Genomic DNA, 20501 nt, shown 5'->3' on the forward strand with positions numbered 1-20501 from the left:
AGCGTCTCCCTCATTTCAAGCCTTTTGGAGTCGACCAGCGTTCCAAAGAGCCGAAGAAGATTTCCAGAATAATCGCCAATAGCGCAGCTGGAATCGCGCCAAGCAAGATCAATCCGTCGATTCCGCGTGTAATCCCCAAGAAGATGAAATCTCCCAGTCCGCCTGCTCCGATAAAGGCAGCGAGTGTTGCGGTTCCGACATTGATGACGGCAGCTGTACGGATGCCGGCCATGATCATCGGAACCGATAAAGGCAATTCGACTTTAATCAGGATTTGCCAGCTGGTCATGCCCATTCCTTTGGCCGCTTCAACTGTGGCTTTATTGACATCTTTAATGCCGGTATACGTATTGCGGATAATCGGCAGCAGCGAGTACAGAAATAATGCTGCAATGGCCGTATTGACACCAATTCCGAAAATCGGAATCATAAAGCCCAATAAGGCTAAACTTGGAATGGTCTGCATAACGCCCGCTCCACCCAATACCACCGTTGCAAGCGACGGTACGCGGGTTATCAATATTCCAAGCGTTACGCCCAGGACGATTGCGATGAGCATCGAAAAGAACACCAGTTGAATATGGACAGATGTCGCTTCGAGCACTTCTTGCCAGCGCATTTGCGACTGTTCGACTAATTGTTCAAAGATATTTAAGTTATTCATTTACTTCCTCCAATTCCGTCCATTGGCTGGACAATGCAGAAAGTAATGTGCCACGCGTTACAAGTCCTCTTACTTTTTGCGCTTCATCCAACACAGGAATGATTCCATGTTGCGCATTCGCCATCATGACAATTGCTTCTTTTGCCGTCGCCGTTACAGGTAAAACAGCGACTGGAGTCTCCATAATTTCTTCGATTGTCTGGATAGTGTCTATATTTTTAATTAATTTGTAGGCAGAAACCAAGCCGATAAATGCACCTTGGTCATCCACGATGATCAAGCTGGTGATTTTATGCTGGCGTGTCATCAAGAGTGCTTTTGATGGAGAGAAATCACTTTGTGCAGTTATCACTTTTTCAGTCATAACGGCGGATACCGGCATCAATTCGGGGTTTTGGGTAATCCGGTGCTTGCCGATAAACTCTTCTACAAATCCATGGGAAGGCTCGTGCAGTAATTTTTCCGGGGTGTCGAGTTGAAGTAACTTTCCGTCTTTCATAATTGCGATACGATCGCCCAACTTTAACGCTTCATCCATATCGTGGGTCACAAAAACAATCGTCTTCTTCAATTTCCGCTGAAGCGAAATCAACTCAAGCTGCAATTGTTCACGTGTAATCGGGTCCAGCGCACCAAAAGGTTCATCCATTAAAATAACTTCCGGATTTGAGGCAAGCGCTCTAGCAACACCGACACGCTGCTGTTGTCCACCCGATAACTCTTTCGGATAACGTGTGCTGAAAATCTCAGGATCAAGACCGACCAATATCATCAGTTCGTTGACGCGGGCTTTGACTTTGTCTTTTGTCCAACCTTTCAGCTCAGGAACGATTGCGATATTTTTCTCAATCGTGTAATGAGGAAAAAGACCAATTTGCTGGATCACATAACCGATATTCCGGCGAAGTTCCGAAGCATTCAAGTCCATAATGTCTTTCCCATTGATTGAAATCGTTCCACTTGTATGTGAAACCATCTGGTTGATCATTTTCATTGTCGTCGATTTCCCTGAACCACTTGGGCCGATGAGTACCAGGAACTCTCCTTCTGGAATATCAAAACTGACCGAATCCACAGCTTTAAAACCGCCGTTAAACACTTTGCTTACATTTTCAAATTTGAGCATGAGTACCTCCTTCTGTTGTTGTTGAATCGATCTGCATCTTTCTGCTGAGGGCTCCATTTTTTCTTCCATAAAAAAAAGGACTTCCCGCTGCATCCATTTAAATGGATCCGCGAGACGCCTCTATGCCTTCGTATAGACATACAGCTAATTGTAGAGAACGATTTCATTAAAAATCTCCTCATTCGTCCAAAGACTCTTTAGCAATTTGCTCTGATTTTTTCAGTTTACAACAATTTCATATGCGAAAATCATTAGACAAACCCACTGCTTACCAGCCGGTAAAACACTTTATAAAACCTGGCCAGAGTGGTTGAATTTTTATAATAAAACCAATTATTAAATTGATTCAACTGATTTACTATAACATTATTTCGGGACTCTAACAACCTAGCCCTCGGAATCGACGCCCACAACCCCTTCTTGCGGCATTTCCCAGAAAGCAGCCGGGTTCGGAAATCCACTTGCTATAAATGATTATTAATAAACGAAAACGAACATCGACCCGTTTTATTTTTCACATTAAAAATAAAAAATAATCCGTAAATCAATATTTATATATTGTAAATCGATAAATATTATTTTATACTAGAGCTAATCTTAACCAAACGAGGTGTTTAAAATGAAACGGGAAACATTGTTTTTGAAAATTGTTCTTTTTCTGATGGCGCTGCCGGTAGTGGCAGTGTGCATTTTTGTCGTACCTCCACTCTCAAGCTTTGTCGGGGAACTCATACCGCAATGGCCATTTTTGCAATACTTTTTCCTGATTGCCTTGTACGGCACGGCAATTGCGTATTTTATGGCTTTGTATCAAGCGATGAAACTGTTGGGCTATATTGACCGGAACATCGCTTTCTCTGAAAGATCCGTTAAGGCGCTGAAGAACATCAAATACTGTGCCTTCACCATCACCGTTCTGTATTTGCTGTGCTTGCCGATTATCCTGTACGTGGCACAGGTGGATGATGCGCCGGGTCTGGGCGGCCTTGGAATGGTCATTACGTTCGGGGCTATTGTCATAGCAATCTTTGCGGCGGTCCTTCAAAAACTCCTGGAAAATGCGCTTGAAATAAAATCAGAAAACGATCTGACGGTCTGAGGTGAATGATATGGCAATTATAATCAATATTGATGTGATGCTGGCCAAACGGAAAATGAGTGTAACCGAGCTTTCGGAGAAGGTCGGCATCACCATGGCCAACCTGTCCATCCTGAAAAACGGCAAGGCAAAAGCCGTCCGTTTATCAACCTTGGAGGCAATCTGCAAAGCATTGGATTGTCAGCCCGGGGATGTTTTGGAATACCGCCCTGAAAAAGAGGAGCCTTCATTGTAAATGGTTCTCCCCCTAGCCAATGACCTATAAGCGAGGTGTGCCCCATAAATACCAAATCTGCTGTACTGCTATTTCTGAAGGCCGTACTTATGTTGCTCGCCCTTCCGGCGCTTGCCTTGTGCCTGTTTGCCATTCCTGGAATGGCCAGCAGGGATGCAGCGGCCCATCCGGAAACGGCTTATCTGCAATATCCTTTCCTGTTATCTGCCTATCTGTTGTTCAGCTTGTTTTTCATCGCTTTGCACCAAACTTACAAACTGCTGGATCACATCGGCCTCAACCGCGCATTTTCTGCGGAGTCGGTTCGTGCCCTGAAAACGATCAAGGACTGCGCTGCTGCTATCGCCGGCTGTTTCGTTGCCGGATTGATCGCCCTCATTTTTGTTATCGGCGGCGATATCGCCGGCCTGTTCATGATGTGCATGATCTGTATTGTGGCTTCAACGGCTGTTTGCGCTTTTGCAGCAATCCTTGAGAGGCTCACAGCACAGGCAATCCAGCTGAAACAGGAAAATGAGTGGACGGTTTAAAATAGCTAATCCCCGGAGACGAAAGAAATAAAAAACCCCACTCGCATAAGATTTTGCGAGTGGGGTTTTGCTGTTCTCTAGATGAAAAACGGGATGAATATACTGGCCAGCAGCAGGATCAGTGCACCGCCGAGACGGGAAGAAATCTGCGCAAATGGCATCAATTCCATTCGCCGTGCTGCAGATAACACAGCTACGTCGCCTGTCCCGCCCATGTTGGCCATGCAAAGTCCGGCTGTAATGGCCGCTTCGATCGGGTAAAAGCCCATGAACTTCCCAACAATCCCTGAACCGATGACTGCTCCTATTACCACGGCAAGAACGATCAGAACATATTCAATGCTCAACGCATTCAAGACAGCTGCTAAATCTGTATAGGCGACACCGATGCCGATCAATAGCGCATTGGTCCAGTTTCTCGCTACAAATTCATACCACTGGCTTGCGCCTTCAATGATAATTTCAGGCATAACATTCGCCACTTTCAATCCTGCAACTAAAATAATCATGATGGCGTATGGGTGCAGCGGTATCAAATCTCCCAATAGATTGCCTAGCATGTAAAACGATACCGCAGCCAGGACACCGATGCCCATTTTAGCCAGGCTGTATTCCGGTGCTTCTTTTTTCTCGTAATGGAAGCCTTTGATCAATTGCCCGTTGCCTGTCAAACTTGGATACTTCTTGCCGACAATGTTCAATACACTGGCAAGAATAATGGCAAACACGTTACCGAGTGCCAGTGCAGGCACCAGGATCGACAAATAATAACCGGGCTCGTTTCCAAGCATCTCGGAGTAGACCTGGGACATCGGCACAGCACCTGCACCCATGCCTCCTCCCATAATCGGCATCGCGATGACCAGAACAGCATCCTGAATGCTGAATCCAATCACCATACCGACTAACGCAGCCAGTGCCACCGCTCCGGCAACTGCAGCCAGCAACGGCAAAGCATAACGGACGCCCGCTTTCACCAGCACTTTGGATTCCATCCCCAAAATACTGCCGGTGATCAACGCGGCAATATAAAAGTTCAGGAAGTCGCCATCTTTCATGAATTCCGTAATAAGCGTGGAAGTCGTTTCAGGCATCAACCCGCTGTAGACCATATAAGCTGAACCAAATATGGCGACAATCGCACCGCCGCCTAAAAATGTCCGGACAATCGGGGTATGGTCTCCGATCCAGCCAAGCAGTTCACCCAGAACCATAATGATCAACAAGGCCCCGATCATGCCGGCTGGCAAGTTATCTGTATACATCGCATAGATGGCGATCGCTGCAAAAATGCCAAACCATAAAATCGGGATATTGAAAATTGAAAAGGTCCCCAAATTTTTTCTCACCGGCAGTTCTGCCGGTACTTTTCGTTTTGTTTCTTCCATCCCTGTCAACTCCGTCCTATTGTTGTTCCGGTCCATGCAGCCTGTCGGCCACATCCGTTTCCCTGTTTATCGATGATTGATTGCCAAATAGAGGAAAGCGCTTTCAATCGATTAATACCAATCATAGTTAAATTGTCAGAAAACGAATAGCTTATGAAAGTATTGGACTTATTGTAATTAAAAAAAGCAGCCGGGTTGGCTGCTTCTACAAATAAGGAGTTATGAGATGCTGGTTTGATCTTTTTATCCTGTAGCGGTAAATCGGCCGGCCGATTCCATAAACGAGATTTTCTTCAAGATACCCGATTTCCGTCAGAAACTTCAAGTACTTTCTCACAGATACCCTTGAAATCCCGCTGCTTTCCGCGAGGTCTTCCGTGGAAAAAGTATCCGCCTCTATCTGCAGTATCACTCCAATGATTTTTTTCAAGGTTGTTTTTGTCAGCCCTTTTGGCACTGTGCGCGGGCTTGAAAGTTCTTGAGAAGGATCCCTCTTTTTCCGGAGCATCCGGTCAAGCTCCTGCTGGTCCACCTTATTCCGGTCATCGAGCCCATTATAATGATTTTTGTATTGCAGCAACGCCTCTTGGAAGCGGCTGAATTCAAAGGGTTTGATCAGGTAATCGACAGCCCCCAGCCGCAATGCCTGCTGAATCTGACTGATTTTAGAAGCTGCCGTGATCAGAATGACGTCCAGATCCTTTTTTTCTTCACGAAGCTGACGCAAGAAATCCAATCCGTTCATCCCGGGCATGTGGATATCAAGCAGCAGCAGATCCACTTCTGCCGCGGCCAGAAGCGCGTGTGCCTGCTTCGCATTCGCCGCATGTCCAATTACCGTAAACCCCTCGACCCGCTCAACGAATTGGCGGTTCAGTTGGGCTACCATTGGATCATCTTCTATGATCATCACATTAATCATTCTTCTCACCTCCTGCTTCATATGGAACAATGATGGAAAACACCGTGCCATCCTGTTCGGACAGAACGTCTATCGACCCTTCCAGCTTCTCCACACTGTTCTTTGCCAGGTAAAGGCCAAACCCGCGATCCTTCCCTTCTTTAGAAGAGATGCCTTTTGAAAAAACAGCCTCCTGCATATCCAAAGGAATGCCAGGACCCGAATCCGCTATAGTCATCTCCAGCAATTCATCGATATAGGAAAATTCAACGGATATGTGCTGCTGTTCACAATCCATAACGCTGTCAATCGCATTATCGATGACATTGCCAAGAACTGTGATGAGCTCATGGGTAACCCCCGGTTGTTTTGGCTGCGGAATTTCTGTTTTACAGTGAACCGTGAGTTCAACATGTGCTTCTCTTGCATAACTGATTTTGCCGATGATAAAACCTGAAAGAACAGGGTCTTTGATATGCTGTGTGACAGCCCCGACTTCGTGGACCTGATGATCTGCCAGCTTGGCAATGAATTCTTTTACTTGTCCATATTCTTCAAGCTTGATCATCCCGAGCAACACATGCAGCTGATTCATGAATTCATGGGATTGTGCCCGCAGCGTATCCGCGTAAAGCTGGACGCCTGTAAGCTGTTCAGCCAACAGATTCACTTCTGTTTTGTCCCGAAACGTAGCGATTGCTCCAATCACCTGATCGTTGACCACAAGCGGTACACGGTTTGAGATGACAGAAACTCCGTTGAAATCATGCTCTTCGTCCAAATCAAGATTTTCCTCATCCAACATCCGCTCCAGCATCGCGCCTGGCAAAAATTCACCAATGTTCATGCCGACCGGTTCTTTGTCCGTTAAACCGGCTTTGTGAAAAATGTGCCTTGCCGATTTATTGACCAATACAATCTTTGAATCTGCATCAATCGCGATAATTCCTTCATGGACAGATTGGAGCATTTGGTTCCGCTCTTCATGAATTCGCGCGATGGCATAAGGTTCCAACCCAAACAAACTCTTTTTGATATACCAGGCGAGCCAGAAAGCGCCAAGAATTCCTACCAACAGGCCAATAGCAGAGCCCGTCAAGATTTTGATTTGGCTCTGCTGAATGGCTGATTGTACCCTGTCCAGTGAAATGCCGACGGCCACGGCGCCGACTTGGTTTTCCTCATCGTCCATGATGGGCGTGAATGAACGCAGGGATTGGCCGAGTGTCCCTTCTGAACGGGACGTATACTCTTCTCCAAGCAGCACCCGCTTTTCGTCCCCACCGATAAATGGTTTGCCGATCAGTTCAGGAGCGGGATGCGATTTCCGCAACCCCTCCATATCCATGACCACGATGAACAGAACATCCGTCGCTTCCTGTATGGCATTTGTATATTCCTGAATGCCCGCTTCCAGCCCAGTGGATTGCAGCCCTTCGCGCACCACCTGTGATTCTGCGACCGTCCGCGAAATAGTGACAGCTTTTTCTTCCAGTTGATTTTCTATATTTTCACTTGTCGTATCGGTGATAAGAAGAATCGTAATCGACAGCGAAATCAATACCACAAGGCAGAGAAAGAAGATGATGATGGTACTCAGTTTAAAGCGTGGTGAATTCATTGGTTGCCGCTCCGTTCCTGTTATTGCTCGCCCGCCCATTGCTCATAAGGTAAATTTATCCATAAAAATTAAACTAGGCTGAACCCTTCTGTTATTCTACTAGGAACTGCATCCTTTGAATATATATTTCACAAAGAATACCTCTTGCACCCCAAAAGCCAACTGTCTTGAAGGCAAAAAACCGCCACCAGGATTTTTCATCCCGGTGGCGGTTTTCTATATTTCTCAGCCCAGCTTCTGGCCGCAATTCGGACAGAATTTAGCACCTTCATTTTTCTGGCCGCAGTTCGGGCAGAACTTCGGCGCTGCTTGCCCACTTGTTTCCGGCTGCGCGGCTGAATCGCTCGCGCCTGCATCCGTCGTACCTTGCTGCTTGCCGGAATCCGACTCTTTTTGGCCGTCCATCATTTCTTTGGCGATGTTCATGCCCATCATCATGCCGGCCATGTCCGAAGCCGTATTGGATCCGGATGATTTGCCCATGGCGTCGGCCACTGAAATCTGCTGGTATTTCCCGACGTCGCCGACCATGCCGTGTGACGCACTTTTATTGATCATGTCCTGGATTTCTTTTGGATAATTGAAACTCATGACCTGGAAGCCGGTAACTTTCATGCCGTCATCCATGAGCTGCATGTTCAAATCATCCTGGATGCCCCGGCCGATTTCATGCGCATTGGCCTGCAGGTTGAACATGTCCTTGCCTTCTTTTGTGATCCATCTCATCAAGAGCTGATCCAGGATTGCGGTGATACGGATTTTCACATCGTCCACCAGGTAGCTGTTGCGGACACCTGCAATCTTGTCGATCAAGCCGATATAATCGTTGACCTTGAATTGGAAGGTACCATTCGCCCGGATCGGCATGCCGCCTGGCAGCTGCGGCGCCGGGATATTGATCGGGTTCTGCGTGCCCCATTTAACGGTGAACTCTTTGGTGTTCACAAACAGCACTTCCACACGCATGCCGCTATTAAAGCCGAAACGGAAGCCTTTCAAAGTCGACAGGAATGGCACAATCTCCGATTCGATATCGTACTCGCCTTCCTCCTCAAAGATTCCTTCTACCTTGCCGTTATTGATGAAAATAGCATCCTGCCCCGGCCGAATGATCAGCCGGCTGCCTTTTTTGACTTCGTTATTGGTCCATTTCCAGAAAATCATGTCTTCCCTGAATTCTTCCCATTCCACTACATCTGAAAACTGGTTGCTGAAAAAACCCATTCTGTTCATTCCTTCCTTTGCTTCGATCCATTTTAGAACTTGCGTCCGCCTCCACTAAAGGAGCGTCCGCCGCCTGTGCTTCCGCCACCGCCAAATCCACCGCCGCCGCTGCTTTTTTTCGGAACCTTACGGCGTGAGACGGTTTTGTTGCGGAACTGGTCGAGCTTGCCGGTCACCCGTGAATTGTCCCCATCAAAATACGTGCTTGCCGTCGTCGTTACACGCCCGCCTGAATTGTAGAGCATAAAACCGACAATGCCACCGCCCAGCAATAGCGCGATAGCCAGCTGGAACCAATTTTTAAAGAAGATGTTCTCCGGATTGACGCCAGGGCGGAATTCCATGTAGCGGCTCGCAGTCGTCACTGTCTCGCGAAAAGCACCGGCATAGTCGCCCCTTTGCATTTCCGGAAGAATCCGGTCCAGCACCAGATTGACGCGTTGATTATCGAGTGTCGTTTCTGCTGTTCCAAAACCGGCCAGATAGACATCGCGCGTGGCGATGTTCATCGTCAACAGCACGGCATCCTCCTGACCGTTCTCTACAGCCCACGTGTCAAAGAAATCACCCATATACTCCACGACATCAACCGCTTCCGGGTCTTCAGAGGTCAGGAACAGGAAATCCGTTCCATGCTTCCTGCTGTGTTCTTCTGCGAGTGCCTCCAATTCCGTAATCTCCGATTCGCTCAGCAGATTGGCGTTATCGTATACACGCTGATCTACTGCAGCAAACGCGGTAGCTCCGCCGATGCCAATGAAAACCAACAGGAAACACAATGCCATCAGCCATTTGTGCTGAAAATAGCTCACCAAAGAACACCTCCCACTGCGAACGAAATCACTTTCAATACGGCGAAAGCGGAAGCCGCAATGCCTGTGAACCAGGCAGCGACTTTGAACGCGCTGATCGGCGGTTTGCCGACCACTTTGCCGGTTTGTCCGTTCATCGCAAAGGTATGCTCTTTGTTTTCGAAATCGTAGTAGACCATCCATACTGGAAACAGCGTATAGTAGACATTTTTTTTATTTGCCTGAATCTGTTTATTGGTGTAACTGACGGTCGAATAGCCGGAAATGGTGCTGCTTATGTACGAATCGATGTAAGGAACAATCTTCGATTCGACCCGCGAAAACAGCGCTTCATCGTCGTAATCGTATTTCTCAGCCAGGTAGCCCGCCAGGTAAGGCATTCTGAAATCCTTGAGTTCTCCGTAATCATACGGCTCCAGCTTGTCCATCAATTCATCATCCATTTTCTCCGACGCATCCGCCGGCACTTTCAAGTAGCTGAGGTCCAGTTCCCGGCGGACATCATAGAAATCCGTCTCCGTATAGATGGTATCGCCCCGCGTATAATTGCGTACTCTGGTCGCAAGTGCCGCCACGTCGGCTTTGCCATCGATATCGTACAGCCAAAACGGCACATACATCCCGGTCATCTTTTTGATGCGGTCGCCGCTCGCAAAGCCCGGCGGTGTCAGCCTGCCATTCTTTGTCCATTTCCGGAAAGCCGCGACAGCCTCGTCTTTGCTGATGGTGAAAGGAATCACTTTGGCCGGAGCCAAATCCCCCGTCAGCCGGTCCGCCAGCAGCACCGGCGCCCCGCAGAAGCTGCAATGGGTCGCGGTGGTTTCCGCTTCGGTCAGGATGACGGCTCCGCAGTTTTCACAATGATACTCCTTCGCTTCCTCCGGATCGAATTTCCGCAAGATGTTGTTTTCCGGAAATGTTTCGATGTTATCCTGCCTTCCGCAGCTCGGGCAGGACAGGTGGCCCGACTCGCTGTCGAACGCCATATCCGAGCCGCAGTTCGGACATTTATACTGAATGACCATTCTGTCCGACTCCTTTCAGCTTAAAGGAAACTGTCCGCAGCGCAGCCATCATTCATTTTTGCCCAACTGGCTCTTTAACGCTTCCAGTTCATCGTCCACATTGATGCCGGCTTTCAATGATTCCAGTTCGTCATCAACAGAAGTGTCGCTATCGTATTTCGAAGCAAGGTCCTTGATGTCGGTGCCCGACCCTTTGTTCAATTCCGACATGGCAATGGCTTCGTCAAGCTCTTGATTGATTTTCTGTTCCATCTTGTCAAAAGCGGAAATTCGTTCTCCCGCTCCGTCTACGGAAGATGCAAAATCGTTCATCCGTTTTTGTGTCTTGGCGACTGATGCCTTCCCTTTCAGTTCAGAGCGGCGGGATTCCAGTTCGCCGATATCTGATTCCAGCTTGTCATGCATTTGGCGCATCTGCTGCGTATTGGCGGCCGCAAGCTCAACAGCCGTCTGCTTGTCTGTCACTTTTTCGGAAAGCTCTGCTTTGCGCTGCAGGAACTTGCGCGCATCGTCTTCATTGCCGGCTTCCAATGCTTTTACTGCATAACGCTGCATGTCGCCGATTTCTTTCTCAAACTCCTCAAGCTCACGCCGCTCGCGTTTTTCAGCCGCCATGATCGCTGCCGTCTCCGATTTCACTTTGCCGAGGTCGCTGTTCAAATCACGCAGATACTGATCGATCATTTTTTCTGGATCCTCTGCCTTATCCAATAGAGCGTTGATATTGCTTGTCATAATGTCTTTGAACCGTTTTAGAATTTCCATCATCATTCTCCTCTTTGTCTGGTTTTTTTCGGGACTGCCGAGCAGTCTCTTTCTTATTGAAAGATTACCCTATACCTGTAAAGATTAAGCCTGCCAATAGCTCGAACTGCACGCTGATGCATGTACAAGATGAAAAGATTCTTCCCTACCAGTATATCGCATTGCCGCCTTCAGGTGATCTTTATAGAGGGAAGATTCAGTCAAATATAATCATAAAAAGCCGATAAGCACCTCCGTGAACATACGTGCAGTTCGTCGGGGAGCTTTCGGCTATAATTTCATATCCATTAACAAAATCTATCTCACATTTTTAAATTCTCTTGAATTTCCATAGCGCCTTTTAGCATTTCTTTAGTTAGTTGAGGTATATTATATTCGTCTTCCCTAACATTGGGTAGTGTAACTGTCAGTACAGCGAATACTTCCATGAACCGATTGCGTATTGGCACACTAATTGACATAGCTCCTTTAATGCGTTCACCATAGGAAATTGCGTAACCTACTGTTCGAATCTTCATTATATCTCGCATTAATTCTTCACTGGAAGTTACGGTGATATCCGTAATTTTCTCAAACTCAACTTGCTCTAAATAATGTTTTATAAAATCATCACTTTGAAACGCCAATAATACTTTAGCTGAAGCTCCTGCATATAAAGGCGAAGTATTCCCTATATATGTCAATGCAGAAAGTTCATGTTGACTTGCAATATTATAAATACAGCGCCGCTCATTCTGGTCAATCATACTGATGGAAATATTTTCTTTTGTGACTTGGCTTAGACGTTCCATTACAGGGATGGCAACTGAAAGAAAAGCATCATTTTTCTCCACTAGGCTTCCCAGAAAAAACAATTCCATGCCGAGCGAATACTGTTTAGTTTCTTCATCTTTCATCAAAAAACGTTCATGAACAAGCGTTGATAATAAACGCTGCAAACTGGATTTTCCAATTCCTGTTTTCTTATGGAGCTCGGTCATGCTTAGCTTTTTTTGATCACGTGTAAAAGCCCTCAATAATTGAATCGCTTTATGCACGGTTGACATAGAGTAATTTTTTTGGAAGTTTTCTTCTGACATACGTTTCACCTGGCCACTCTGTTATTTATCTTACTAGATGACGTTGGCATCTTTCAACCGCTTCACTTCATGTTCATCCAGTCCCAATAATTCATTATAAACTAGATTTGTATGTTCTCCAAGCAATGGAGGTGGTAGAGTACTTTCAATATTTAGCCCACTGAAACGCATCGGATTTCTCATCATTTTCACTTTTCCGGCAGTAGAATGAGATAAGGTTTCTATTGAATCACGCGCAACTACTTGCTCTTGTTCTAGAGCCTGCGCTACATTATTGACTCGCCCCGCCGGAACTCCCGCTTCAGAAAGTTTTGTCAGCCATTGTTCAGCAGATTGTGAGGCAATAATTTTGGAAATCTGTTCTATTAATTCTTTCTCATGGTCTTTCCGCGCATTATTAGTTTCAAATTTTGAATCTGTCCCCCATTCCGGGTGTCCAAGAAGCGCTACGAACTTCTTGAAAAGGCCATCATTTCCTGCACAGATCATAATTGGATCATCTAAGCATTGAAATACTTGGTATGGAGTTACGTTATTATGACGATTCCCTAATCGTTCGGAGATCATTCCTGCATTTAAATAACCGCTTGCCACGTTTGCTAAGCTACTGACTTGGACATCCAATAAAGAAAGGTCTATTTCTTGGCCTTCACCGGTCATATCCCTCAGCCGGACTGCAGCCGTTACACTTAATGCCACATAGACAGATGTCAGAATATCAGCAATCGGAATGCCAACTTTGGTAGCTTCTCCATCACTTGCCCCAGTTACATCCATTAAGCCACTCATCGCTTGGACAACAGGATCGAAACCAGGATTTTTGCTGAGAGGACCAGTATGGCCAAAACCAGTTACTGAACAACTGATAATTCTCGGATTCACTTTTTTCAATTCTTGGTAATCCAGCCCTAATCTCTCCATTGTTCCAGTTTTAAAATTTTCAATAACTACATCAGCTTTTTTTAATAGTTCTAGAAATAACGCTTTTCCTTCTGTTTTCTTTAAATTCAGTGTGATAGATTTTTTATTGCGGTTGGCACTAAAATAGTAGGCGCTTTCACCATTTACAAAGGGCCCCCAATCACGCATACTATCCGAACCTCCAGGAGTTTCAACCCTAATTACCTCTGCGCCGAGGTCTCCAAGTATCATCGCCCCAGCAGGAGCTGCATAAACGCGAGACAGATCCAATACGCGTATATCTTCTAGTGGTTTTCTCACGCTTCTTCACCTCCGCTTGCTTCTTTATTAACTACTCGAATTTCGCCTTTCGTTTTTCTGTAACAGCTTGTACGCCTTCTTTAAAATCATCCAATTCCATTACTAAGCCCATTTTCGACGAAATAAAATCAAGAGACGATCTGAGCGGCATTTCTTTGCTTTGATAAACAGCTCGCTTAGTCAGACGCATTGCTTGTTGGGGGCCGGCCGCCAACCTCTCCGCATATTTCTGGACATATTCATCCAGTTCTTCGTCTTCCACTACAAAGGTGACTAAGCCCATTTCTTTTGCTTCTTTTGCTTCAAAAATTTCTCCTGTCCAAAGCATATGCAGCGCTTGGTCTGTTCCAACTAGACGCGGCAGAAAATAAGCGGCACCATCACCTGGCACTAAACCAACTTTGACATAACTTTCAGACATCTTTGTTGACTCTGCTGCAATACGGATATCGCACATTAATGCCATGTCAAGGCCTGCACCAAACGCAATTCCATGTACTTTTGCAATTACAGGCTGATCGATTTCCTGTAATAAAAGCGGCACTCTCTGCACCTTTTTCCAAAGTGAATTTTTACGGTTTAGTCCGGTGGATATCCGATCTTCGTCTGATTTATAGAATCCACGCCCGGCAATCATTTCTTTAATATCTCCACCTGAACAAAATCCACGGCCATTGCCCTGTACAATAAGTACCCGGATGTCTTCTGAATCCCTAACTGTTTCGAGCGCTTCTATCCATAAATCGATCATTTCACCACTGAATGCATTAATCGAATCTGGACGGTTTAATGTGATTCTTGCAATTCCTTTTTCCACTTCAAATAGTAGATCTGGCATGAATATTCCCTCTTTTCTCGTTTGTAATGAAGTCCCATAATGTTAGTTCATTATTGTCAATATACGCGTTTGCTAATTTTTTTGCCCAATACATTTCATTGCCAAAATCTTCACGCCACGCCCACAACCTTCTCGTCACTTGATGCAATTGATGTTCATGAGTCATACCGATGGCACCATGCAATTGATGAGCAATTCCCGCCACTATCCCAGCCGCTTCCGAGATTTTCATTTTCGCTAAAGGCAATTCTTCCCTGATTGAGCCATCTTCAAATGACGCAACCGCGTAATTTAATGCAGCTAAAACAACTGCTGTTTCGCTTGCTAGCGCTGCAAGATGATGCTGAATAGCCTGGAATTTCCCAATGGAGCGTCCAAATTGCTTTCTCTCATTTGCATAAAATACCGAAAGTTCAAGTACTTGTTCCATTGCACCTGCCATCATCGCTGATTTGCCAAGCACACCAAATTTCAAAACTTTTTCTGTTATATTGTCAATATCTACATCAAAATTAGTAAGCGTTTCCAAATTAACTTCTTTGAAATACAAATCATCGAGTGGCTCACCCGCGATGTTTTGATTTGTCTTCACTTCTGCGTTATCTGTTGGCAACAATGCTATCCGAGCTTGCCCATTAATTTTGCCGATATAAACTACTTGCGAAACGTGCCTTCCCCAAGGAACTTGTTTTAAAGTAAATTCATGTCCTGTTATGTCATTTTCCCAATCCATCACAAATGAAGTAGGTTCATAACTTGTTGTTACTTGTTGTTCTGCCAGCAACCAACCAGAAATGATCGTTTCGAAAATAGGTACGGGTGCTGCATACTTACCTGCAAGTCTCAAAACGGCAAAAGCGTCGATTGCATCGCCACCTGTTCCCCCAAGTTCTTCATTGATTCCTATCGCAACGAGCCCAGATTCTACGAGTGTATCCCAGAGTTTGCTCGACCATTCACCTTGTTCAGAAGCATCAATCAATTCTTTTGAAACATTCTTTTTTAAAATTTTATTGGTTGCATCCACTATATACTCCTGCATTTCACTCATTGAGCCAACACTCCTTTCGCTACGATTCCACGGAGAATTTCTGTTGTTCCACCCCGCAACGTAAATCCTGGTCCATGTAATACTGATTCAGCCATCAGTCGATCCAGAAGTCGTTCTGATGTCACCGAAGGTTTAGTATCAACTAATAACCGAACCGTCTCTGCTACTGCCTGCTCTAATTCAGTCCCTAAATCTTTTACCAATGAAGCAGCTAAACTGACATCTTCTCCCTCTTCAAGCATTTGAGCCACTCCAATGGACATATTCCGTAAAGACCACATCCGGGAGACTAATTGGAGTGCCTGAGCCAATCCGTGTATATCATTTTTCATTTTTAAATATTCAACCACTTCCTGCAATAAAGGAAATGTACTTAAAATCCGTTCAGGTCCACTGCGTTCGTATGCCAGTTCAGCCATTCCTTGGTCCCATCCATTACCGATTTCTCCTACTACACGATTGTCTGGAACAAACACATTGTCCAAGAAAACTTCATTAAAATGATGTTCTCCAGTCAAAAATTGAATTGGCTGAATCGTTATACCTTCTGCTTTAAGGTCAATTACAAATTGGCTCATGCCACCATGTCGATTTTTTTCATCTTTTGGAGAGGTTCTACATAAAGTAATCATGTAATGAGAGTGATGTGCACCGGATGTCCATGTCTTCATTCCGTTAACCAACCAGCCACCGTCTACCTTTTCAGCACGGGTTTGGATGGAGGCCAAATCTGATCCTGAATTTGGTTCAGAAAGTCCGATAGAGAAATAACATTCTCCTCTCGCGATTCTAGGCAAGAAATAGCTTTTCTGTTCTTCAGTTCCGAATTTCAAAAATAGTGGCCCTGATTGACGATCTGCAAACCAATGCGCTGCAACAGGAGCACCAATTGCTAGTAATTCTTCCGTAACGATATAACGGTCGATTGCCGAACGTTCTTGTCCACCATATTCCTTAGGCCACGTCATACCAATCCAACCTTGTGAACCGATTTTTTTTGAAACCTCATACGAATAGCCGCTCATCCAGGAGTCTGCATGTGTCTGGAATGAACCCGATTCGCGCTCATTGACTAGAAACTGACGAACTTCTTGTCTAAATTCATTTTGTTCAGGTGTAAATTTCACTACAGGCAAATCTAGATTCTTCAAAATATTACCTCCTCTACTTATTGTTATTCGTTAACTAATATCGTTATGCAATAATTTATTTCTATTGTTTTCATTTTTTAATTAATAATTTCAAAAATTTCATTACTAGATACAACCTTAAAAATCATTGTGATTTTATTACTACAATAGTTTTTTTCTTAACAAAAATCTTCCTTTACTTATTTTTTTCAATCTCTAATCACTTTAAATGTCCCTATAGCCTTAGCAATCACTTGACCACTTCCTTCAAATACTTCGCCTTCAACTACCATAATACGGTAGCCTTTTTGAAGAATTTTAGCGGTAGCAAATAACTCTCCCGTTGAGCTAGGAGCCAAATAATTGACATTCAAGTTGATCGTGGCACAACGTGTTTTAGTCGTTATCCTTGTCATCATTCCACACACCTGATCCAACATGGATGCATGTACTCCGCCGTGCAAAGTCCCGTTGACATTTAGCAAATGCGACTCCACATCTAATTTCAACAAAACTTGCTCTTCTTCGAAACGGATGATTTTAAAACCAATGTGGTTAAAATATGCACTTTGAACAAAGCTTTCTCGAATATCTTCTAAAGTCATCTGCATTTTCACACCGCCAAATCGTTAAAGTATTTCCTTTTATAGAAATTGATGCTCTTTTCTCAAAACAGTGTTCTGTGCTTTTTGATAAGATAACTTGAGTTCAGAAACAATTTCAGATATACTCTGAATCTTCTTTATAGAACCTATTCCTTGGCCCGCTCCCCATATATCTTTCCAAGCTTTTGTTTCATTAATAGAAGTGAAATTAATCCCCTCTTTTTTTTGTAAGTTTTTAGGATCAAGTCCTGCTTTCTGAATGCTTGGAATCAGATAATTCCCCTTTACTCCACTAAAAGCATCTGTATAAATAATATCGCCAATACTCGAATTCATTACCATCTCTTTATAATCTTGTACTGCTTCACTTTCTTCGGAAGCGATAAATCTAGATCCCATGTAAGCAAAATCAGCTCCAACTATCTCCGATGCAAGAACATCTTCTCCACTCGAAAGTGATCCTGCTAAAGCAATAGGACCATCCCAAAATCCTCTTACTTCCCTAATAAACGCAAATGGATTTAACATGCCAGCATGTCCGCCTGCTCCACTAGAAACAAGTATTAAACCATCAGAGCCTTTTTCAATCGCTTTTTTTGCAAATTCTATGTTAATGACGTCAGATAATACAATCCCATTATAGTGATGAACAACTTTTACTACTTGACTTGGATCTCCAAGAGAAGTGATGACAATAGGCGGTTGATATTTTTCTATTAATTGAAGATCTTCTTCGAATCTTTTATTGGTCTTGTGACTTATAAAATTCACTGCCCATGGGGCTATTTTTTTATTCGGATTTCTATTCTTTATGAGGGCTAATTCCCTTACGATTTGTTTCATCCAGTCTTCAAGAATAATGTTTGTCCGAGCATTTAAAGCTGGAAAAGATCCTATAATGCCACATTCACATGCTTTGATAACCATATTAGGATTAGAGATTAAAAACATAGGAGCCATTATTACTGGCAACTCCATCGATGCTTTGATTTCCTTCATTTTGTCTTGCTTCATATACTCATTTCCTTCCTAAAAAATTCGGATTTATTAAACACCACTACTATTTAAAAGCACACTTTGCTTACTCTCATTTTTCCCTATAATTAAAGCATCTACTGCAGTAATCCCTAAGCCTTCTTCATGAACTATTAAGGGATTAATATCAAACTCAACTAAATGTTCTTTTTTATCAACGCAAAGTTCTGAAATCCGCACCATGCTTTCTACTAAAGCATTTAAATCATATTTCACTTTTCCGCGAGCGCCTTGCAGTATCGGATAACTCTTTATTGATTGAATCATTTTTAATGCTGTTTTTTCTGATAAAGGAGCCGGCATGATTACTACATCTTTCATAACTTCAACAAAAATACCCCCAAGCCCAAACATTATACATGGACCAAACACCTGGTCCTGTACAGCCCCAATAATTACTTCAATACCTTTTGGAGCCATTTCTTCAATTAAAATACTTTCAATTTTTTTATCCATGCAGTATTTATCTTTATTAGTAAGAATCTCTTGATAGGCTTTCTCTGCTTCCTCTAAGGACTTAATATTCAATTTTACTAAACCAAAATCGCTTTTATGTGCAATTTCAGAAGAAACAGCTTTCATGACTAACGGAAAAGATAACTGAATACCGTTTAAATCTTCTTGATTATAGATAAGTTGGCCTGCTGGTACTGGCACACCATACTGCTTCAGTAACAATTTACTTTCCCACTCATTGATAGCACCTGTAATTTTTGTTGAGTTTTTTTCCGTTAACCTTTCTAATCTTTTCTCTTCAACTATATTCCCCACCAGATTTCTATAATAATTCATAACATTAGCTACTGCATTTATCGCTCTTGTGGGTGTAGGAATCCAGCAAATATTCCTGTATTTAAATAGCTCTTCTTTGGTGGCTTGCTGAATACCCGCCCAGCAAAACACAATTATTTTATCAGATTTTCCAGCTACTTCTGATAATTCCGGCAAAATAGGCAAAAATCTTTGATCAGTCATTTGCAAATAAATTACTACTGTTTCAACAGTTTCATCCTTTAAGGAAATTTTAACTGCATCAATAATCTGTTGAGGATTTTGATTGACCTGCGCAGTAATATCAATAGGATTTTTAAATGAAGCAAATTTAGGCAGTGCATCAATCAATGCGGCAGTTGTATCATGCGATAATTGAGCTAATGGTATTTTCCGGATTTCGCATTGGTCTGCCATGACAATACCTGCTCCACCTGATTGGGTTACAATAGCAACACCGCCGACCTTTTTGGGTTTCCTTGTTTTTGTAAATACATTTAAGGTGTCCGTCAATTCTTCTTCATCAGCTACACGGACCACATTACTTTGTTTTAAATAATTCTCATAAACTTCAGCATTCCCAGCAAGCGATGCAGTATGTGAACTGGCAGCTTCTGCCCCTTTTACTGAGTTTCCTACTTTCATAAGGACAATGGGTTTTTCTTTTATCTTAGCCTGATAGATTGCATCTTTCATTTTGTCAAAGTTTCTTGCACCTTCTAAATAACCTCCAATTACCTTTACTGACTCTTCTTCAACAAAATAATTTACATAATCGAAGAAATCCAGACATGCTTCATTTCCACTCGATACAAAATATTGAAAGCCTAAACCCGTTTCCTTTGCTAAGGTATAGGTAAGCGATCCAAGAGCCCCACTCTGAGTAATAAAGGCAATCGGATCATATTCCCCAAATTTCAAACTCGAAAATGATACAATCGATTTTTCTTTAAAATTGGTTAACCCCAATGAATTAGGGCCACAAATTGGAATGTTGCTTTCTTCCGAAAATTCAGTTAATTTTTTTTCTAATTCTGTTCCTTTTTCACCTATCTCTGAATATCCTGAACTTAAAATCACTATCGATTTTATATCTTTTTCACGCAATTCTTCTATTATTTCTTGGACTTTAGATGAATTAACCGAAATTAAGGCTAAATCAATTCCATTTGGTAAACTAGCAATGTCTTTATAGCACGGAAATCCTGCGACAGAATCATATTTCGAGTTAACTAGATATACTTTACCTTGATAGCCCACTTCTCTTAAATTAGAAACAGGTTTATGTCCAATTTTAGTAGGATCTCCAGAAGCCCCAATAATAACTATAGAACTGGGCGAGAACATCGGCTTTAATAATTGAGTATGTTCAATCAATACA

At 43.6% G+C, this 20501-nt stretch carries 20 protein-coding genes; 3 read left to right on the forward strand and 17 right to left on the reverse strand.

Features of this window, described 5'->3' with window-relative positions:
* Positions 1-10 precede the first annotated feature (10 nt).
* Together AC1MEO_RS09000 and AC1MEO_RS09005 are read right to left on the reverse strand one after the other, a co-directional pair.
* A complete protein-coding gene (locus AC1MEO_RS09000; protein WP_480335742.1) occupies positions 11-664 on the reverse strand; it encodes an ABC transporter permease in 654 nt (217 codons plus the stop codon).
* A complete protein-coding gene (locus tag AC1MEO_RS09005; protein WP_480335743.1) occupies positions 657-1790 on the reverse strand; it encodes a betaine/proline/choline family ABC transporter ATP-binding protein in 1134 nt (377 codons plus the stop codon). Before AC1MEO_RS09005 ends, AC1MEO_RS09000 begins: the two co-directional genes overlap by 8 nt.
* A 619-nt stretch (positions 1791-2409) precedes the next feature.
* Between AC1MEO_RS09005 and AC1MEO_RS09010 the strand changes: the two genes are divergently transcribed.
* The 3 genes from AC1MEO_RS09010 to AC1MEO_RS09020 all read left to right on the forward strand — a co-directional run bounded on the left by AC1MEO_RS09010 (position 2410) and on the right by AC1MEO_RS09020 (position 3654).
* Positions 2410-2889: a DUF2975 domain-containing protein gene (locus AC1MEO_RS09010; protein ID WP_480335744.1), complete on the forward strand. Its 480-nt coding sequence runs from the start codon at positions 2410-2412 to the stop codon at positions 2887-2889.
* 10 nt (positions 2890-2899) lie between these two features.
* Entirely contained in the window at positions 2900-3124 is a 225-nt protein-coding gene (locus AC1MEO_RS09015; RefSeq protein ID WP_480335746.1) for a helix-turn-helix domain-containing protein, read from the forward strand.
* 89 nt (positions 3125-3213) lie between these two features.
* Complete coding sequence (locus tag AC1MEO_RS09020) at positions 3214-3654, forward strand: DUF2975 domain-containing protein (protein WP_480335748.1); 441 nt, start codon at positions 3214-3216, stop codon at positions 3652-3654.
* 77 nt (positions 3655-3731) lie between these two features.
* Here AC1MEO_RS09020 and AC1MEO_RS09025 read toward each other — a convergent pair whose 3' ends face one another.
* The 15 genes from AC1MEO_RS09025 to AC1MEO_RS09095 form a co-directional block, all read right to left on the reverse strand.
* Positions 3732-5042 (reverse strand): 2-hydroxycarboxylate transporter family protein, encoded by a 1311-nt coding sequence (locus AC1MEO_RS09025; RefSeq protein ID WP_480335749.1) that lies wholly within the window; start codon positions 5040-5042, stop codon positions 3732-3734.
* A 205-nt stretch (positions 5043-5247) separates the two neighbouring features.
* On the reverse strand, positions 5248-5964 hold the full coding sequence (locus tag AC1MEO_RS09030) for a response regulator (RefSeq protein WP_480335751.1): 717 nt from the start codon (positions 5962-5964) through the stop codon (positions 5248-5250).
* Positions 5957-7564, reverse strand: a complete 1608-nt coding sequence (gene dcuS / locus AC1MEO_RS09035) for a DcuS/MalK family sensor histidine kinase (protein WP_480335754.1) — start codon at positions 7562-7564, stop codon at positions 5957-5959. Before dcuS ends, AC1MEO_RS09030 begins: the two co-directional genes overlap by 8 nt.
* A 225-nt stretch (positions 7565-7789) precedes the next feature.
* Positions 7790-8788, reverse strand: coding sequence for an SPFH domain-containing protein (locus AC1MEO_RS09040; protein ID WP_480335756.1), 999 nt, complete (start codon positions 8786-8788; stop codon positions 7790-7792).
* 32 nt (positions 8789-8820) lie between these two features.
* The gene (locus tag AC1MEO_RS09045; protein WP_480335758.1) at positions 8821-9600 is read right to left on the reverse strand and encodes a TPM domain-containing protein; all 780 of its coding nucleotides are present in this window, start codon (positions 9598-9600) and stop codon (positions 8821-8823) included.
* Entirely contained in the window at positions 9597-10625 is a 1029-nt protein-coding gene (locus AC1MEO_RS09050) for a TFIIB-type zinc ribbon-containing protein (protein ID WP_480335759.1), read from the reverse strand. The genes AC1MEO_RS09045 and AC1MEO_RS09050 overlap by 4 nt, the downstream gene beginning before the upstream one ends.
* 48 nt (positions 10626-10673) lie before the next feature.
* Positions 10674-11390, reverse strand: a complete 717-nt coding sequence (locus tag AC1MEO_RS09055) for a PspA/IM30 family protein (protein WP_480335761.1) — start codon at positions 11388-11390, stop codon at positions 10674-10676.
* Between the two features lie 302 nt (positions 11391-11692).
* Positions 11693-12469 carry an IclR family transcriptional regulator gene (locus AC1MEO_RS09060; protein WP_480335763.1) on the reverse strand — a complete coding sequence of 259 codons (777 nt, stop codon included), beginning with the start codon at positions 12467-12469 and terminating at the stop codon, positions 11693-11695.
* A gap of 33 nt (positions 12470-12502) precedes the next feature.
* The gene (locus tag AC1MEO_RS09065) at positions 12503-13690 is read right to left on the reverse strand and encodes a CaiB/BaiF CoA transferase family protein (RefSeq protein WP_480335765.1); all 1188 of its coding nucleotides are present in this window, start codon (positions 13688-13690) and stop codon (positions 12503-12505) included.
* 31 nt (positions 13691-13721) lie between these two features.
* Positions 13722-14528 (reverse strand): enoyl-CoA hydratase/isomerase family protein, encoded by an 807-nt coding sequence (locus AC1MEO_RS09070; protein WP_480335767.1) that lies wholly within the window; start codon positions 14526-14528, stop codon positions 13722-13724.
* The gene (locus tag AC1MEO_RS09075; protein ID WP_480335769.1) at positions 14509-15579 is read right to left on the reverse strand and encodes an acyl-CoA dehydrogenase family protein; all 1071 of its coding nucleotides are present in this window, start codon (positions 15577-15579) and stop codon (positions 14509-14511) included. The genes AC1MEO_RS09070 and AC1MEO_RS09075 overlap by 20 nt, the downstream gene beginning before the upstream one ends.
* Positions 15576-16730, reverse strand: a complete 1155-nt coding sequence (locus AC1MEO_RS09080; RefSeq protein ID WP_480335771.1) for an acyl-CoA dehydrogenase family protein — start codon at positions 16728-16730, stop codon at positions 15576-15578. The genes AC1MEO_RS09075 and AC1MEO_RS09080 overlap by 4 nt, the downstream gene beginning before the upstream one ends.
* A gap of 188 nt (positions 16731-16918) precedes the next feature.
* The gene (locus tag AC1MEO_RS09085) at positions 16919-17320 is read right to left on the reverse strand and encodes a PaaI family thioesterase (protein WP_480335772.1); all 402 of its coding nucleotides are present in this window, start codon (positions 17318-17320) and stop codon (positions 16919-16921) included.
* A 33-nt stretch (positions 17321-17353) separates the two neighbouring features.
* Entirely contained in the window at positions 17354-18328 is a 975-nt protein-coding gene (locus AC1MEO_RS09090) for an NAD(P)H-dependent flavin oxidoreductase (RefSeq protein ID WP_480335774.1), read from the reverse strand.
* 33 nt (positions 18329-18361) lie between these two features.
* Positions 18362-20497 (reverse strand): acetate--CoA ligase family protein, encoded by a 2136-nt coding sequence (locus AC1MEO_RS09095; protein WP_480335775.1) that lies wholly within the window; start codon positions 20495-20497, stop codon positions 18362-18364.
* Positions 20498-20501 lie beyond the last annotated feature (4 nt).

This window comes from Planococcus sp. BI3 (genome assembly GCF_056680115.1).

Coding starts and splice junctions, on each gene's coding strand:
- AC1MEO_RS09070 (WP_480335767.1), bottom strand. CDS start 14,528: ATGCCAGATCTACTATTTGAAGTGGAAAAAGGAATTGCAAGAATCACA.
- dcuS (WP_480335754.1), bottom strand. CDS start 7,564: ATGAATTCACCACGCTTTAAACTGAGTACCATCATCATCTTCTTTCTC.
- AC1MEO_RS09030 (WP_480335751.1), bottom strand. CDS start 5,964: ATGATTAATGTGATGATCATAGAAGATGATCCAATGGTAGCCCAACTG.
- AC1MEO_RS09005 (WP_480335743.1), bottom strand. CDS start 1,790: ATGCTCAAATTTGAAAATGTAAGCAAAGTGTTTAACGGCGGTTTTAAA.
- AC1MEO_RS09010 (WP_480335744.1), top strand. CDS start 2,410: ATGAAACGGGAAACATTGTTTTTGAAAATTGTTCTTTTTCTGATGGCG.
- AC1MEO_RS09090 (WP_480335774.1), bottom strand. CDS start 18,328: ATGAAGCAAGACAAAATGAAGGAAATCAAAGCATCGATGGAGTTGCCA.
- AC1MEO_RS09000 (WP_480335742.1), bottom strand. CDS start 664: ATGAATAACTTAAATATCTTTGAACAATTAGTCGAACAGTCGCAAATG.
- AC1MEO_RS09025 (WP_480335749.1), bottom strand. CDS start 5,042: ATGGAAGAAACAAAACGAAAAGTACCGGCAGAACTGCCGGTGAGAAAA.
- AC1MEO_RS09040 (WP_480335756.1), bottom strand. CDS start 8,788: ATGGGTTTTTTCAGCAACCAGTTTTCAGATGTAGTGGAATGGGAAGAA.
- AC1MEO_RS09020 (WP_480335748.1), top strand. CDS start 3,214: ATGTTGCTCGCCCTTCCGGCGCTTGCCTTGTGCCTGTTTGCCATTCCT.
- AC1MEO_RS09050 (WP_480335759.1), bottom strand. CDS start 10,625: ATGGTCATTCAGTATAAATGTCCGAACTGCGGCTCGGATATGGCGTTC.
- AC1MEO_RS09075 (WP_480335769.1), bottom strand. CDS start 15,579: ATGAGTGAAATGCAGGAGTATATAGTGGATGCAACCAATAAAATTTTA.
- AC1MEO_RS09055 (WP_480335761.1), bottom strand. CDS start 11,390: ATGGAAATTCTAAAACGGTTCAAAGACATTATGACAAGCAATATCAAC.
- AC1MEO_RS09060 (WP_480335763.1), bottom strand. CDS start 12,469: ATGTCAGAAGAAAACTTCCAAAAAAATTACTCTATGTCAACCGTGCAT.
- AC1MEO_RS09085 (WP_480335772.1), bottom strand. CDS start 17,320: ATGCAGATGACTTTAGAAGATATTCGAGAAAGCTTTGTTCAAAGTGCA.
- AC1MEO_RS09015 (WP_480335746.1), top strand. CDS start 2,900: ATGGCAATTATAATCAATATTGATGTGATGCTGGCCAAACGGAAAATG.